Here is a 15295-nt window from a genome sequence, read left to right as displayed (position 1 = left end):
CTCTTTTAAGGTAGATATGTCGAAAGCCATACATTTAAAGAAAAAATTAACGACTCGGGGTGTCTCCGTGATAGTTATTTTTGCAGGCGCGTTGTTTTTTTTTCTGCAGACGATGGCTGTTGCCGAGACGAATAAAGGCGAGGGCGATCCGATATTCGGCGGGCAGATTTTATCTTTGACCGACCCGAATAAGGGGTTGGCCCCCTCCAATGATCCAAGGTATCAGGATAATCAGGACGGCACAGTGACCGACCTTAAGGAAGGGTTGATGTGGAAAAAGCAGGACTCCTATCAAGAACAAAAAAAATGGCTCAACTGGGAGATGGCGCAAAATTATATACAGGAAATTAATGATAAGCGCTTTGGTGGTTACGACGACTGGAAATTACCTTCCCGAAAAGAATTAGCTTCTCTCTACGAAAAAGATAAAATAATTCCCTGGAATTATTATTGGACAGTCAACGAAGTTCATATGGACCCTATTTTTGGCAACACCAGTTGTTGTTTCTGGTCGAGTGAAGGGTTTAAGGAGGATTTTGCGTGGACCTTCAATTTTATTCGGGGTAAAGCCTATCCCAGCCCCAAGGGCGGGCCGGGCCTCTCTTTGTCGACGATCCGCCTGGTGAGAAGCATTGGTCAAGGTGAAAAAGCTGCGCAAAAATGAAGGTGGTCTTAAAACTGATATTGGATATGAGCGATGAATGATGAACTCCTAAAAGATGAATTGGATGATTCAGACGATGCCCTGGGTGCTTCTGACGAAACGCTGGATTCCTCCAACGCTCTTGCGGAAGCCGCAGAAGCCGGACTGGTTCCATCCGATGGACAAACCCTCACCGAGTATGATGAAGAGGAAGAGATCGAGTTTGACCTTGAAGCTCAGATAGAAGAGTTTCGCAATCAAATTGATGAAGAGCCGGAAAACTGCGTTCATCATTACAATCTGGGAGAGGCTTTGGTTGAACTGGGAGACCTGGAAGAAGCCAAGGACGAATTTGATCTGGCCTTGGAGTTTGATAAGGACAAGGAATTCAGCTCGGTCATTCATTTTTCGATTGGCAACTTGTATTTTAGCAAACTCATATCCGGGATTCACGGAACAGTCGTCAGGAGTTCTGTGGGCCTGCATTCCGCGCACAAAGCGGGAGACACCATCACTCAGGTGAATGATGAAGATTATGAGGCCCCGATCCGTGAGTTTGAGGCGGCGATTCAGGATCTGAACTTTCTGAAGGCGGATGATGACATTGTAGAATACGTCAGCAAAAATGCCCCCCAGCAAATCGCTGACACTTATTACAAATGGGCTTCTGACCTTATCGATAAGTCGCGGCAAATAGATTTTTATGGAGATGAAATCAAGGATGTAAAAACCGCTCTGAAATACCTTAAAAGAACTGTGGAGAGCGATCCCAATCATTCCCAGGCCAATCTGATGGTCAAATATGCAAAAAAAATGCTTCAGGAAGGGTGGAAGGCGTATGATGAATATGGATTTGAAGCCAAAGATATTCAAGGACTCGGTTAATCACTTCGCTTTGATTGTGAAGTTTTTCGGTTAGGATGTAAACATGGCGAATATAGAGGACCTGATAGCAGATCATTTAAGCAAGGATGGGCAAGTCCTCAGTTTAAAAGCCAAATTCATACGTGAGGTGGGGGCGAAAGCTCTGGCGCAGCAAGAGAGTCTTAAGGGGTTGAGAGCTCTGGATTTGTCGCAGAATCATATTGGCAACGATGGAGTGAAGGCGATAGTGGAATCGCCTATTTTTTCGAATTTGACTTCATTGAACCTTTCAGCCAATGCCATCGGAGACGAGGGGGCTGAATATCTGGCGAATGCAAAATACTTGAAAAAATTGCGGGCTCTTCAGCTTGTGATCAATGATATTTCCGAAGATGGTGAAAAATTACTGCGAAATTCTCTTTCGCTGATTAAGTTGACGACATTGAAGTTTAGGGTCTAAGGCTTGGGGGAATTTTCAGGTAAGGCCCTGGTTTGTCCATGTTTATTGATTTTAAAAGGGTTGTGTGTCAGGTAGATATTCCAGGGTATTTTAAGGTTGACTTATTGCATGGTGTTTGATATTTTTGCCCGACCCTAGAAAAGCCAATGAGAGATTGGGAGGGGTATCTTTTTCAGAAGCTTCAATTTGTATTTTGGATCTGCAAATTTTTTGAATAGACGCAAAAGAGATACCGAATAGGAGGTGGTTTAGTTTTTAGGATGTAAGGGTGATAGTTCTTGCCTAAAGTTAATTCCGCTATTGAAAGGGGGAGCAAATGAGAAGGACTGCTTTTAGTTTAATCACGATTTTTGCCTTATTTTCTGTTGTAGCATCTGCAAACGCCAATGTGACCGAAGTTTTAGCTGGTGGCTCGGCAACATGTGAAAATTCTTCTTGGGTTGTTTATAACACCAGTGAATCGGAAGAGACCAACATTACTTATGATATTGGTCCTTACGCTTATGCCTGGGAAAAAGTATTTGCAGAAACCTTGGCTCCTGGTGGATATGTAACCAATGCCATGGCGATGAAGTCTATCATCACCAACAAAGGTCCAGGGAAAATCTCAGTGAACTGTCAGCGACAGCGGTTTGATCGCCATGACTGGAGAATGGATGCTGGTTCTGGGAAAACCTACCAGAGCAACTACCATTTGGATCACACCCGGCCCAGTACCTACATTGAGCCCGGTATGGGATTGCCAAAAGGAACTGAAAGAGGTGTTTTCAGTAACATGGGCGACAGACGTGAGGTTGAGAGATAATTTCAGATTTATCTGAGATTTGCAATTGAGCTGGAAGGCGAAAGCCTTCCAGTTTTTTTTTGATTTTTCTTGGTAATAGGTTTTAAAATAATACCCGTAGCTTTAACTGTTAATATGAGACGAGAGAGTTAAAATGAGTGAACAAAGGTTTATTGATAATGGGGATGGAACGGTATCGGATACCCTGACGAACCTGATGTGGATAAACAATGATTCTTATCTGGATACCAAAAAATTTGTCACTTTTAAGCAGGCAATAAAATATAAAGACCGTAAAAATAAAGATGCGTTTGCGGGGTTTACGGACTGGAGAATGCCTGATAAGAAAGAAGCCCAGACTCTTTACGATAAGGAAAAAAATCTACAAGACAAATATGGAATAGATATTCACATAGATGCTGTATTTATCCCTGGATGCGGGTTCGATACCTGGACCAGTAATACCAGAGGCAAGATCACAGCCTACGTATACTCTTTTAATAACGGCATGGGCGGCCACAAGGAAGTCGATGACATTCTCAATACGAGTGTTCGGCTGGTAAGAGGGGAATTCGATTCCAGCAGGATTCAAATGGATAAAATTCCATCGGTCAGGGATATTATCACTCAGGGCGGTGGTTGGCGTTAATTCTTCTTTTTCCAAACCAGGGGGATAATGAAGCGTCTGTTGAAAGCTATTACTGTTGCTTCCCTATTCCGAATGTTGTGGTCTGCCTGAAACTGGACCCCGCCAATTATTAGATAATTGATAGTTTGGATTGGGGTTGAAAAATTCCAATCCCGATGATACTTTATTGATATAAAATCCCTTGTGTCCATACAATAAAATTTTTAAGGCAGGTCGTCCTGTTTTCATTATTTTGTTCATTTATGATTGATCGGGTGCAGATGATTTTCTCGTGCCAAAAAGCAAGGGAGGAGACGGTTGTGTTAACCGGATGTGAATGAACGATGAAAACCGGCTGTTTTTTGTTTTAAATGTTTTTTCTAGAGGTGAGCCTTGCCAGAAGCTACTCATAATTTTGAATTGAAGGATGATGGAACGGTTATTGATACCGAGGAAGATTTACAATGGCCTGTTAAGGATTCCCGGCAGGAGTTGGGAAAATGGCTCAATTGGGATGAAGCAAACAGCTATGTTAAAGCTTGTAATGAACAGAAATATTTGGGATATAATGATTGGCGACTTCCGACAAAAAGTGAAGTGCGGTCTCTATTGAGGAATGAGCAGGCCTATCGTACGGTTTTTTTGAAACAAAAAGCAGAAAAACCTGTTCGCAGGGTTGCCAATTATCAGGCGGGGGGGGAAACCAGTATCTGGACCTGTGAAACCCGTTACGATTCTTATGCCTGGAAAAGCTATTTTCCCGGTAACCGCGAGATTTGTGTTGAACAAAGCGTCTCCACGACCGGGACTTCCGCCCGGTTGGTTCGCGATGTTTAAAGCCGCCCCTGGCGGTCGGGAAGTGTTTTATGGATTCTCAGAAGACTTTGAGGAAGGCCGTTACCCAGTTTTCTAGATAATAGGAGTGTCAGGATGCCCGACGAAGAAAAATTGGATGTTGAAAATCAGGATGAAGAAAAAGCCGAATTGGGCTCAGATGCTCTGGATGAAGAAAGTTATGAAGGTGAGGAGTGGCTGGGTGAAGAAGAGTGGACTGAGGAAGATGACGACTTAATTGAGGAGGCCCCCCCCAGTTTTGTGGATAACGGGGATGGCACCGTCAGCGATACCCGCAACAGTTTGATGTGGAAAAAGTCGGATTCTTTTGAAGAATTTGGATACGGTATCACCTGGTATGAAGCCAATGATTATTGTGAATTAATGAACGAAAAAAAATTCGCTGGATTCGATGACTGGCGGCTGGCGAGTTTTGAAGATGCAAAAAACATCTTTTCCTTTACGATGACTAATTATGACAAGGCCGGAGCGGAGATTCACATTGATTCCGCATTCGAGACTGGGCAGGGGCACAATACCTGGACATTTGAAGAGAAACCGGATTATCAGCAGTACGCCATGAAGTTCAGCTATATAACGGGCAATGAAGTTTGGGAGCATAAAGACAACGAGTATTCCCATGTACGGATTGTGCGCGATGATGTTAAGGATAATTGGGAGCCGGAATGGCGCAAGGATACTAAAAAGTTTGAACGATAGGGTTTGCAACTCTCCATCCTGAGGCGTTGCCTTGGGATTTGGAAAAAGGAATTTATGAGTCACTACATGATTTTTGGGAAAAACGATTGCCCGCACACTAAAAAAGCGCGGGAGGATTTTTTAAAGCAAAATAAATCATTTGTCTATGTGAATGTGGAGAGCGACCCTCAGGGACTCGAAAAACTGTTGGAGTATACCAACGGTCAGCACATTGTTCCGGTGATTGTCAACGTGGATGAGGGCAGTGCGGAAATTGGTTATACCGGGGATTAATTATTTTTAGAACTGTCCCTGATCGAAGGAAGCAATTATTTTGATCCTTACTGGGAGCCAGGCACTTTAGGCCAGTAAGGAGATGAGGGTTAAAATTTTTTAAAAAGGTTCTAAATGTCTGAACAAGTTCCGGTACCTCAGGAAAAAGATTCAAAACCAAAGCGTTTTGTTGAAAAAGGTCCACATGTCATTTATGACACAAAAACCAAACTCTTTTGGTTGAAAAAAGATTCCTGGCAGGACAAGGGAAAGTTTTTCAATTGGCATGAATCGCGTGAATATGCGGATAGAAAGAATTTGCGTAAAACGGGTGGCTATGACGATTGGCGTTTGCCATCGCTTGATGAAGCAATTTCCTTGTACGGGGAAGAGTTTCAAAATACGGCTAAAGGCGGAGCAACGATTCATATCGACCCGGCATTTCCTGAGGGAGGTTTCAAAAACATGTGGCTCATGGGGGATACCTCGACCCGCCGTCCGCGTTTCGACTTTACTGATGGAAAAGTGGTTCCTGTGGAAGAATATAGCTTTGGAGCAACAAGACTTTGCCGAAAAGATGCCGTGAAAAGGGATCATACCCGACCTCCGGTCCGTAATTAAATTTTCCTTGGATAGGCATAATGGATGATATTAAAAAAAAATCCGCTTTAGTTGATAACGGGGATGGGACCATCACCGATGTGAAACATGGTCTCATGTGGATGAAAAATGATACCTGGATCGAGTTGGGACGACTGATTACCTGGCATGAAGGAATTGAGTACTCCAAAAAGGTGAATGGTCAAAAATTTTCCGGGCATGGTAACTGGCGATTCCCGACCGCTTCCGAGGCGCAAACTTTATTCGATTGGGAAGCCTCGAACATCGATGTTCAGGGAACAGAGATCCATTTGGACCCCATATTTCCTTCTGGCTGTGGTTTTTCCACCTGGACGAGCGAAACCAGGGGCGCTAAAGCGGCCATGAGTTTTGATTTTCGGTCGAAATACGAATTTTGGCTCGCCAAGGAAAATGAGGGGTTTCCCAGTGGGTTGCGCCTGGTACGGAAAATTGGCAAGGATGCAGAAGTCAGCGATAGCGATGAGGAAAGGTTTATTGATAATAAGAATGAAACGATCTCTGACCGGGTGGCTGGCTTGATGTGGAAAGCAAGTGATTCTTATCTGGAGTTGGATAAATGGCTTTCCTGGGAGGAAGCCAAAATGTACATCAATGCATTAAATCGTCGAAAGTTTGCCTCCTTTACCGATTGGAGAATGCCCAGCCGTAAGGAAGTGCAAATGATTTATGATTCAAGCAACCCGGTGACCGATAAATTTGGCGATACCGTCTTTCTGGTGAAGGGTTTTCCGCCGGGGTGCGGGCAGACTTCCTGGACGAAAACCCTGAACAAAACCGATACTTCTCTGGCCATGCGCTTCCATTTTTATAACGGGGACTGCAAGTGGCATAAACAGGGGTTACGAAGCCACGGTGTGCGCCCGGTACGAACCATCAAGGACTGACCGATATCGATGTCTTTGTCATATCTTGCAATGAAGGATTGACTATATATGTGTCCAGATTCAAATGATCAGCAAGCACCGGTCCGATTCGCGGAGGGAGAGAACGGTACGGTCATCGACGGCGACCGGCGATTGCTCTGGCTTAAAATGGATACCTGGCAGATGACGGGAAAATGGATGAACTGGGTCCAGACCAGAGAATATTCAGAAGAATTGAATAGAAAAAAGCATGGCGGTTTCCAGGGATGGCGGCTTCCTACGGTTGCAGAGGCTAAAAGCCTGTACGATAAAAGCCAGGAAAATAAAGACCATATGGGCGAGTCAGTCTCTCATTCCGCCATTTTCAAGCCTGGATTCGGGTTTCTTTACTGGACCAGTGATGTAAGAAATAAACTCCAGGCGGTCCGGTTTGGGTTTCGCAAAGGATTGCAGATGTTTGACGATATTTATAGAACGTCACGAGGTTCGACCCGATTGGTCCGTGATATCGAAAAAGAGGATGAATTGTTTTAGGAAAGCCTTTTAGCAGTTGTTTATTCTGCGGGCAGAACGATGACTTTTTTTGTGAACTGGAAAGGAAACCAGGATTGGAAACAAAGAAAAAAAGATTTGTGGACAATGGCGATGGGACTGTCACCGACCTTGAAACAGAATTGATGTGGAAACAGACGGATTCTTATCAGGACACCAGCAAATGGTTGAATTGGTACGAAGCGATGGAATTTGTCCGAAAACTAAACGACAAAAAATTCGCCGGATTCGACAATTGGAGGTTGCCAAACCTGGAAGAAGCGGAAGAACTTTATGATGAAGATCTTTGTATAAGAGATATGGACCGAATAGAAATCCACATCGATTCCAACTTTTCACCGGGCGGAGGATTTTCCACTTGGACGAGCGTGGAAAGACCGCACACCACTGCCGCTGTTTTTTATTATCGATATGGACACGGAAACCTGTCGAACAAGGAAGAGATCGGAAAAGAATCCATCCGTCCGGTCCGCAGTCTGAGCGGAGAAATGCCGAAGCGGACTAAAGGTCTCGGGGGATTATCTTCGGGTCGATACACCAGTTAACAAGCATGGCCATGTTATAGAAAAGGAGGTTTTCCATCGAAGCGTATTCGATTATCAATAAGGAAGAAAGCCAGTCCTCTATGATGACCTACCGGTTTGAAGAGGAGGACTATAAGCACACGTATGTTCTGGAGGATTATTACTGCACCAATCCGTTTTGTGATTGCAACCATGTGACAGTTTCCTTCTCTGACAGGGAAACAGAAAACAACCGCATCATTTTTCTCCTCAATTTTAATAAAACATTCAACTCTCTTCCCAACGCGCCGAAGTGGTCAAAAGTTCAGTCTGAAATCATCAAAGGTTTTGTAAAAAGTTTTCCCGATGAGTTGTTGGTGCTGTTTAAACAACGCTATCTGGAGGCCAAGGCTTTTGGGGAGAATAACCCCATGTCCTACCTCCTGTTTGAACCTGGGAGGTATGTGAATTTTATTGAAATGTTTCCACGCAATGGCGAGATGCTGGATTTTTCCTATAATGAGGAAAAATATTTTGCGGAGGATTCTTACGATCTGGACCCGAGGACTGATAACCGGGAAGTCAAATTAGCTTTTTATAAATTGGAACTGGACAGTAATCAGCAGAAGCCCATTTTTTCATATACCTATTATTTTAACGAAAAACTCCGTGGTAAAGAGGACGGCAGGCTGGCACCGGAACATAATGACATGGTGATGGCCATTAATATGGCGAACCCGGATTTTTACGACAAGCTCAAAAAAAGATATAAACAGGCTAAAAAGATTGGTGACGAGTTGCTGAAGGTTCCTGCAGAGACGAAAATTGCCGAGGGAAAAATAAAGCCGAATGATTCGTGTCCTTGTGGGTCCGGGAAAAAATTCAAAAAATGCTGTGCCTTGAATATGAACTGATGAAAGGTTTCTACAAGGTTGGCAGTTTAGAAGGATGAATCTTTTGGAGTATTGTTCTTAACAAAATTGCTGGATAAAAAACCATCTCGTTCTTTTACTTCGCAGGTGATTTTGGTGAAGCGCATTAAGGGTGTCTTGTGAAAATCAACTTGGGCTATGCCAACTCTTGTAAATAAGAGGTTGGCAATGGGAAGGCCCGCAGTAAATGGTTTTTGAAGGCCCCTTTAAATATTATTTTTGCAACCAGGAAATATAATAATGTCTGAACAAAAAGATAAAAAAGTAAAAAAGGTCCAGGCGAGGCATATTCTGGTAAGTTCGAAGGAATTGGCCGATGAGTTAAAAAAGAAAATAGACGATGGAGAGGATTTCTCAACTCTGGCAGAGCAGTACAGCGAATGTCCTTCCAAGAAACGGGGCGGCGATTTGGGCTGGTTCGGCAAAGGCGCGATGGTCCGGGCTTTTGAAGTCGCGGCCTTTACCGCTGAGGAAGGTCAGGTGGTGGGTCCGATTAAGACAGAATTTGGTTGGCATGTGATTTATGTTTACGAAATTCAGACAGATGTCAACCCGGATGCGGGACCTCCAACGGGGGATGAGGACGCTGACGAGAATACACTTAATATGGTTGCCGAAAATTATGCACATGAATTTATGATGCTCGGATATACCAGCAAAAAAGTGTTGAGTCTTTTTACCAGCGCTCATTTTAAATCCGCAAATGCCGTCTATAATTTACTGGGTGAGAAAAAAATCAACGAAATCATCGCTCAGGTTTTTGGGCAAAATGTAGAAAAGAAAGAAACCGTTCCAGCAGATGCGGAGAAAACTTCCGAATAGGAAACGGTGAACTTAGAGAAAAGACAGGCTGGAGTGATGGGCCGAAACCCATTTGATTAGGCCCCCTTTGCAGGGGGCCTATATTTTTTGCAGGAATTACGACTGATTTTTTAAAGTCACGCTATGCACTGAAAGAATATTTGGCGTGTTCCTCAGTACCCGTAAAGCTTCGCTGGTTGGAGGGGAGTCGATATTGATGACCGCCATCGCTTTCCCCTTTTCCTTGAGTCTGCCGAGATGAAACCCCGCCACGTTGATGTTGTGCTCGCCCAGGGTTTTACCCAGGTTGCCAATGACGCCGGGTGCATCCATGTTGTTCAGCACCAGCATGTGTTTGGATAATACGGCCTCCAGAAAATATTCATCGAATTTCACGATGCGCGGATCGCCCTTACCAAAAATACTGCCGGTGATGTTGCGTCCGCCATTTTTGGTTTTGACATGAACCTGAAGGGTATTGGTGTATTCATGCACCTCGTTGCTTTTGGATTCCTGGACCTCGATTCCTCGCTCTTTGGCAATAAAGGGAGCGTTGACCATGTTGATGCCATCGATGGAGCGGCTCAACAGTCCTTTGAGGACGGATATGGTGATGGGATTGACATTCTCACCGGCGATTTCCCCGTTGTACTGGATTTCCACTCTGAGGATTGGGTCGTCGATCAATTGTGAGGCGAGAAGCCCCAGATCTTCTCCCAGTACCAGATAGGGTTGGATTTTTTTAAGGGTTTCGGCGTCAATGGAAGGCATGTTGATGGCGTTCCTGACGTTGCCGTACTTCAGAAAGTCGATCATCTGATCTGCTACGGCTACGGCTACGTTTTCTTGCGCCTCTTCTGTAGATGCCCCTAAATGCGGCGTACAGATGATCTGATCCATTTTCAGGAGAGGGCTGTCCGGATCCAAGGGTTCCTTGGCATAAACATCCAGGGCGGCCTGAGCGACCTTTTTCGATTCGATAGCTTTGACCAACGCGTCAGCATCGATCAAGGCTCCTCGGGCGCAGTTGACGATGCGGACCCCCGGTTTCATCAAATTAAATTCCTCTTCTCCGAGCAGGGCCTTGCCCGGTATTCCGGGGGTGTGCAGACTGATATAGTCCGCCCGTTGCAGGAGTTCCTTGAATTCCACCACTTCGGCACCCAGTTTTTCGGCCCGCTCTTTCTGGATATAGGGGTCGTGAACAATTATTTTCATATGAAATGCTTTGGCTCGTTCCGCGACTACGGACCCGATGCGGCCCAGGCCGATAATGCCGAGGGTTTTTTGATAGAGTTCCACTCCCATGAATTTCTTGGGAGCCCATTCTTTATTTCTGAGCGAAATATTGGCCTGCGGGATATTGCGGGACATGGACAGCATCAGGGCCATCGCATGTTCTGCCGTGGTGATCACATTGCCCTCAGGGGTATTCATCACGATGACACCTTTTTTTCCGGCGGCATCCACGTCAATATTGTCGACCCCGATACCGGCTCTTCCGACCGCTTTCAGGTTGGTCGCCGCTTCAATCACAGCGGCGGTGACTTTGGTGGCGCTCCGCACAAGCAAACCTTCGTAAGCGGGAATGACCTGAATCAATTCTTCTTCGGACATGCCCGTTTTGACATCGACTTCGATGCCTTCTTCATTTTTAAGGATTTCAATCCCAGTGGGAGAGAGATTATCCGCAACCAAAACTTTCATCAGTCACTCCAATAATTAGTTCACCTGCATGAAATGTCAGGCAAAATTTTGTTTGAATAGTCTGGATCAACCGCATGCAAGCGGCGTTTTCCTTATATCAGGCACTACGGATGGAAATTCAATAGTTCCTGATCAGTGTCCTTCCAATAATATTTTCTGCGCCGCGGCGATACCTTTACCAAATTCCACCTTGGCTCCCATCTTGGCCAAGGCCATCTCCAAGGCGGAAATGGCGATGATGATGTCGAAAGTGCCGATGTAGCCCAGATGAGCGATTCTTACGATTTTTCCTTTCCACTGGTCCTGCCCGCCGGCCAGGGTGACTCCGAAATCATCGCGGATGCTTTTCACCAGTTTGCCGCCGTCCACGCCTTCCGGCACAAAGGCGCCTGTGGCGCTGTCTGCGGGAGCATCGGGAGCGACCAGTTTCAGACCCATTGCGCTTACTGCCGCACGGGTGGCTCTTGCCAGACGGTTATGGCGTTGGAACACGTTTTGTAAACCCTCTTCCTTGATGTTTTTCAGCACTTCACGCAGCCCGATGACCAGCGATACGGCAGGGGTGTAAGCCGAGGTTTTGTCAGCAAGATTTTTGCGTTCTTTCTTGAAATCGAAATAGAACCGGGGGCACTTGGATTTTTCATTAAATTTCCAGGCTTTTTCACTCAGGGAGAGAAGAGCCAGTCCCGGAGGCAACTCCAGGGCCTTTTGCGAACCGGTGATCATGGCGTCGATTCCCCATTCGTCCATCGGCAGATTGAAAACGCCCAACCCGGTAATCGCATCGACCACCAGTAAAACATCGTCCCGGTCGCGGGTCAGTTTGGAAAGCCCCTCTATGGGCTGAGCGGCGGTCGTGGAGGTTTCCGATGCCTGTACCAGAATGCCTTTGATATCTTTATCTTGATTTAAAATGGATTCTATATCTTTTGGGTTGGCTGCCTGCCCCCACTCTACAGTGTGCCAGACCACGGTCAGGCCGTAGGCCTCTGAAATTTTCCCCCAGCGCTCACCAAATTTTCCACCGTTGATGACAAGAACCTTGTCTCCCGGCGAGAACAGATTGGTTATACACCCTTCCATGCCGCCCGTGCCTGTACAGGCGAGAATCAATACATCCTGTTTGGTTTGAAAGAGGTATTTGGCGTCTTCCGCGGCTTCCCCAAAAATAGCGCTGAACTGTGGGGTGCGGTGGTGCATCATGGGTTGCGCCATTTTCAAGGCGACTTCTTCCCGTACGGGAGTCGGGCCGGGAGCGAGTAAATATTTTTTCATCATTCTAAATTCCTGTTTTTAGTATTTTAAAAAAATGCAAAAATGCATCGACTTCTCAGTGCATGGAATCAAATGTGCGGCTGGGCTAACACCCCTTATGTGTCTGGATAAAAAATTTAATTTTCAATCTGGAAAAACGACAACAAACCAAGAGACAAAGTCCAGATTTTCTATTGTCAGTCAGCTTGAAATGGTTGCCAATTAAAATAAGGCCAATCACCAACCTTGGGAAGGGGTGTCGTTTCCTTGCAATGGATTAGCGCGGGGATTGGTTTTGAAGAACCCCCCAAGTACCATGAGTTAAGAATTTACCACAAAAACCTATCCTTATAGTGCAATTTGCTTCCAAAATCCAATATTTTTATTGATCAGAGGAGGTGAAAATGCTTAAGGTCGTTACATGCGGCAGGAATCGATTCCCGCTGAGGTGGGAAATATCGGTTAACTCCTTAAAATCTTGAGAAAAACGGTAAACAGGTTAATTAATCTTGCTTGGAATTATCTTCTGGAAGGAGAGGTGCATTATCATTCCCGGTGTCCTCTTTCAGGCCCTGACCTTCCAATGTTGGATCGGAGGGTTGCGATGAACTCTGGGAAGCGTTCTCGATCTCTGGGCTTTCGATTTCCAGGGCTAAATCAAGGTCTTCTAATTCAAGCATTGGGTCCAGCTCAATGGAGTTGTCCTGTAAATCAAGGGAGGAGGTTTCACCGGATTGAATGTCTTCCCGGTCGAGGTCAAGTTCGGAACCCTTTGTTTCAAGTTCCAATTCAGTTTCCAGGGAAATATCTCCCGAATCGTCTGAGGGAGCTTCCAAACTCTGGCTTGAGTCTATATTCTGGATGGAAGATTCACTCAACTCAGGATCTTCGTTCTCCAGTATAAATTTGGTTTCACTTTTCGAAGCGTAGGGTTCCATTTCCTGAACGGCCATTTCCTCATCGAATGAAGCGTTTTGCTCTGCAGGGGCAATCTCTACATCCTCCTGCTCAATGACTTCGGTTGTGTCGAACCCGAGACCCTGGACGGCAAACTCATTCGGTTCCTGCGTTGAATCTTCCGCAGGATCTTCTGAACCAAAATTTGAGATTTCTGCCAGGTCTTCCGTGAGGGTGGCGCCCACGACCCAGTCGTCTGAATCTTCAATATCCATCCCGGACAAATCCAATTCGAAATCCCCGGACTCCTGAATATAGGTCTCCTGTGGCTCCAGAGACGAATCATACTCATCTAAAAGGGTTTCCTGAGTGTTAAACATTTCTTCGCTGGATAATGGCTCGTGGAAGTTCATTTCGGTGCTGGAGGCACCGGAAACAGCTTCAGCTTGAGCACCGACGGAGGCAAAAATGGTGAATTCGTTCCCCAACTCAGCGAAAACCCCTTTAGTGGATTTCTGAGCCTTAAAATCGAAACCGCAGTTTACACATTTTGGGGAAGATTTGAATCGAATGTAATCACATTTAGAACATTGCATGCTAATGAAATTAGTATAAATTTAAGGTAACGTCAAGTAAATTAATCAATTAGAGGAATAAGTTTTTCCCTGGCAGTGGCTTTTTTGGTTCAGAAGTCGTTGAGAATTCGCTGTAAATTACTCTTCAAAAGAAATTTGGTTTTGGAACGGAAAATTTTGTCTGTGGCAGGGGCATTCATCGTTCAGGGAAATAATAACAAGGATTTTGTGGATTATATTTGACGGGCTTTTTTAATTTGGATAGAATCGTGCCATTCCAAGTTTATTATAACAATCGTTTTTTCAATAGGCCAAACTCATGCAACGAGTTTTGGTCGTATCGGTGCGAATTATGCCCGGCAGGAAAAATAGAAAAATAAGCGGTTTTCTTAATTGGGTTGGTTTCAAGTTTGGTGGTTTTTTGTTCCCTCTGTTTGAACCCGTTTTCCGCGTACGGGAAAATTGGGATTCAGAGGTCAAAAAGCATTTCCATCAGGCCATCCGGAACCTGGAAGAAAACAGGTTGACAGTCGCTCTTCTTAATTTGAATATGGTTTTAAGTCTAAAGCCCCGCCATTTCCTGGCACGGGTTTACCGAGGGAGAATTTATTTACAAGAAAACCGCTACCGCCTGGCTTCAGAAGACTATTTGCGGGCGAGCCGGATAAGTTCCTACCGGTTTCTGCACTACCAATTAGGTCAGGAGTACTTTGCTTCCGCGAAAAATGAATTTGGAGAATTGGGCACGTCCATCACCAAAAATTTTGACCAGTTATTCGAGGTTTTGCGTCAAGCTCAAGGAGGCCCGGTGGATAAAGGTGAAATGGACGAACCTCGGGAGCTATTGAATCAACATCCAGATTTTGATGACCATGAGCTTGATTTGGACTTTGGGACCGGCAAGGCTCTGAGCGATCCTGAAAACCAAAAATTCCAGGAAATGGGACCTATCACCAGGGAAGAAATTGCAGGGACCGACTGGGATAAAGTGATCAAGGAATTGACTGCATAAATCGGCTCTTACCTAATTGTACCCTCTCCACGTAAGACCTCCTCCAAGAAAAAAATACGATTTTTCCTCTTTTCCTCCTGAAACTTCTTGAGTGAATAAAAAAAACTAGAAGTTCGGGCTAAGCTGGAAAAATGTGGCCGGTTCGGCGTGTATTTTTTTGCTCTCACACATGTAAATTAATATCTTATTGAAAATAAACGCTTTTTAGGCGATAATGGAATGTCTGGGTGGGCTGATTTTTGGAGAAAATCTTCAGGCATTCGGAATTCACTGAAAGGCATCTCTAAAAATTAGTTTATTACAGGAAATCGAACATTGTACAAGGATTTCTTGTATCAGTGGCATGGGCTTTCTAGCCCGTGCGGACAGGCT

At 45.0% G+C, this 15295-nt stretch carries 18 protein-coding genes; 15 read left to right on the top strand and 3 right to left on the bottom strand.

The window, feature by feature from the left end; genetic code table 11:
* Positions 1–16 precede the first annotated feature (16 nt).
* The 14 genes from O3C58_12000 to O3C58_11935 all read left to right on the top strand — a co-directional run bounded on the left by O3C58_12000 (position 17) and on the right by O3C58_11935 (position 9499).
* A complete protein-coding gene (locus O3C58_12000) occupies positions 17–664 on the top strand; it encodes a DUF1566 domain-containing protein (protein ID MDA0692575.1) in 648 nt (215 codons plus the stop codon).
* A 33-nt stretch (positions 665–697) separates the two neighbouring features.
* Positions 698–1528: a tetratricopeptide repeat protein gene (locus tag O3C58_11995; GenBank protein ID MDA0692574.1), complete on the top strand. Its 831-nt coding sequence runs from the start codon at positions 698–700 to the stop codon at positions 1526–1528.
* 43 nt (positions 1529–1571) lie between these two features.
* A complete protein-coding gene (locus O3C58_11990) occupies positions 1572–1967 on the top strand; it encodes a hypothetical protein (protein MDA0692573.1) in 396 nt (131 codons plus the stop codon).
* A 316-nt stretch (positions 1968–2283) separates the two neighbouring features.
* Positions 2284–2772, top strand: coding sequence for a hypothetical protein (locus O3C58_11985; GenBank protein ID MDA0692572.1), 489 nt, complete (start codon positions 2284–2286; stop codon positions 2770–2772).
* A gap of 133 nt (positions 2773–2905) precedes the next feature.
* A complete protein-coding gene (locus tag O3C58_11980) occupies positions 2906–3400 on the top strand; it encodes a DUF1566 domain-containing protein (GenBank protein MDA0692571.1) in 495 nt (164 codons plus the stop codon).
* A gap of 372 nt (positions 3401–3772) precedes the next feature.
* The gene (locus O3C58_11975; GenBank protein MDA0692570.1) at positions 3773–4216 is read left to right on the top strand and encodes a DUF1566 domain-containing protein; all 444 of its coding nucleotides are present in this window, start codon (positions 3773–3775) and stop codon (positions 4214–4216) included.
* 93 nt (positions 4217–4309) lie between these two features.
* Entirely contained in the window at positions 4310–4933 is a 624-nt protein-coding gene (locus O3C58_11970) for a DUF1566 domain-containing protein (GenBank protein ID MDA0692569.1), read from the top strand.
* Between the two features lie 54 nt (positions 4934–4987).
* Positions 4988–5206 carry a glutaredoxin family protein gene (locus tag O3C58_11965; protein MDA0692568.1) on the top strand — a complete coding sequence of 73 codons (219 nt, stop codon included), beginning with the start codon at positions 4988–4990 and terminating at the stop codon, positions 5204–5206.
* 114 nt (positions 5207–5320) lie between these two features.
* Complete coding sequence (locus O3C58_11960) at positions 5321–5806, top strand: DUF1566 domain-containing protein (protein MDA0692567.1); 486 nt, start codon at positions 5321–5323, stop codon at positions 5804–5806.
* A 20-nt stretch (positions 5807–5826) separates the two neighbouring features.
* Positions 5827–6711: a DUF1566 domain-containing protein gene (locus O3C58_11955; GenBank protein ID MDA0692566.1), complete on the top strand. Its 885-nt coding sequence runs from the start codon at positions 5827–5829 to the stop codon at positions 6709–6711.
* Positions 6712–6759: 48 nt separating this feature from the next.
* The gene (locus O3C58_11950; protein ID MDA0692565.1) at positions 6760–7224 is read left to right on the top strand and encodes a DUF1566 domain-containing protein; all 465 of its coding nucleotides are present in this window, start codon (positions 6760–6762) and stop codon (positions 7222–7224) included.
* Between the two features lie 74 nt (positions 7225–7298).
* Positions 7299–7787, top strand: a complete 489-nt coding sequence (locus O3C58_11945; protein ID MDA0692564.1) for a DUF1566 domain-containing protein — start codon at positions 7299–7301, stop codon at positions 7785–7787.
* Between the two features lie 80 nt (positions 7788–7867).
* The gene (locus tag O3C58_11940; GenBank protein ID MDA0692563.1) at positions 7868–8659 is read left to right on the top strand and encodes an SEC-C metal-binding domain-containing protein; all 792 of its coding nucleotides are present in this window, start codon (positions 7868–7870) and stop codon (positions 8657–8659) included.
* A gap of 258 nt (positions 8660–8917) precedes the next feature.
* The gene (locus O3C58_11935; protein ID MDA0692562.1) at positions 8918–9499 is read left to right on the top strand and encodes a peptidylprolyl isomerase; all 582 of its coding nucleotides are present in this window, start codon (positions 8918–8920) and stop codon (positions 9497–9499) included.
* A 96-nt stretch (positions 9500–9595) separates the two neighbouring features.
* Here O3C58_11935 and serA read toward each other — a convergent pair whose 3' ends face one another.
* From serA to O3C58_11920, 3 genes are all read right to left on the bottom strand, one after another.
* Complete coding sequence (serA, locus tag O3C58_11930) at positions 9596–11185, bottom strand: phosphoglycerate dehydrogenase (GenBank protein MDA0692561.1); 1590 nt, start codon at positions 11183–11185, stop codon at positions 9596–9598.
* A gap of 132 nt (positions 11186–11317) precedes the next feature.
* Entirely contained in the window at positions 11318–12463 is a 1146-nt protein-coding gene (locus O3C58_11925) for an alanine--glyoxylate aminotransferase family protein (GenBank protein MDA0692560.1), read from the bottom strand.
* Between the two features lie 479 nt (positions 12464–12942).
* Positions 12943–13824 carry a hypothetical protein gene (locus O3C58_11920; protein MDA0692559.1) on the bottom strand — a complete coding sequence of 294 codons (882 nt, stop codon included), beginning with the start codon at positions 13822–13824 and terminating at the stop codon, positions 12943–12945.
* 406 nt (positions 13825–14230) lie between these two features.
* Between O3C58_11920 and O3C58_11915 the strand changes: the two genes are divergently transcribed.
* On the top strand, positions 14231–14923 hold the full coding sequence (locus O3C58_11915; protein MDA0692558.1) for a hypothetical protein: 693 nt from the start codon (positions 14231–14233) through the stop codon (positions 14921–14923).
* The last annotated feature ends 372 nt before the right edge of the window (positions 14924–15295 follow it).

Source organism: Nitrospinota bacterium, from assembly GCA_027619975.1.
In the GTDB taxonomy this organism is placed as follows: Bacteria; Nitrospinota; Nitrospinia; order Nitrospinales; family VA-1; genus JADFGI01.
The sequence above is the reverse complement of the archived record's forward strand: the minus strand, read 5'-3'. Positions and strand labels throughout refer to the sequence as shown.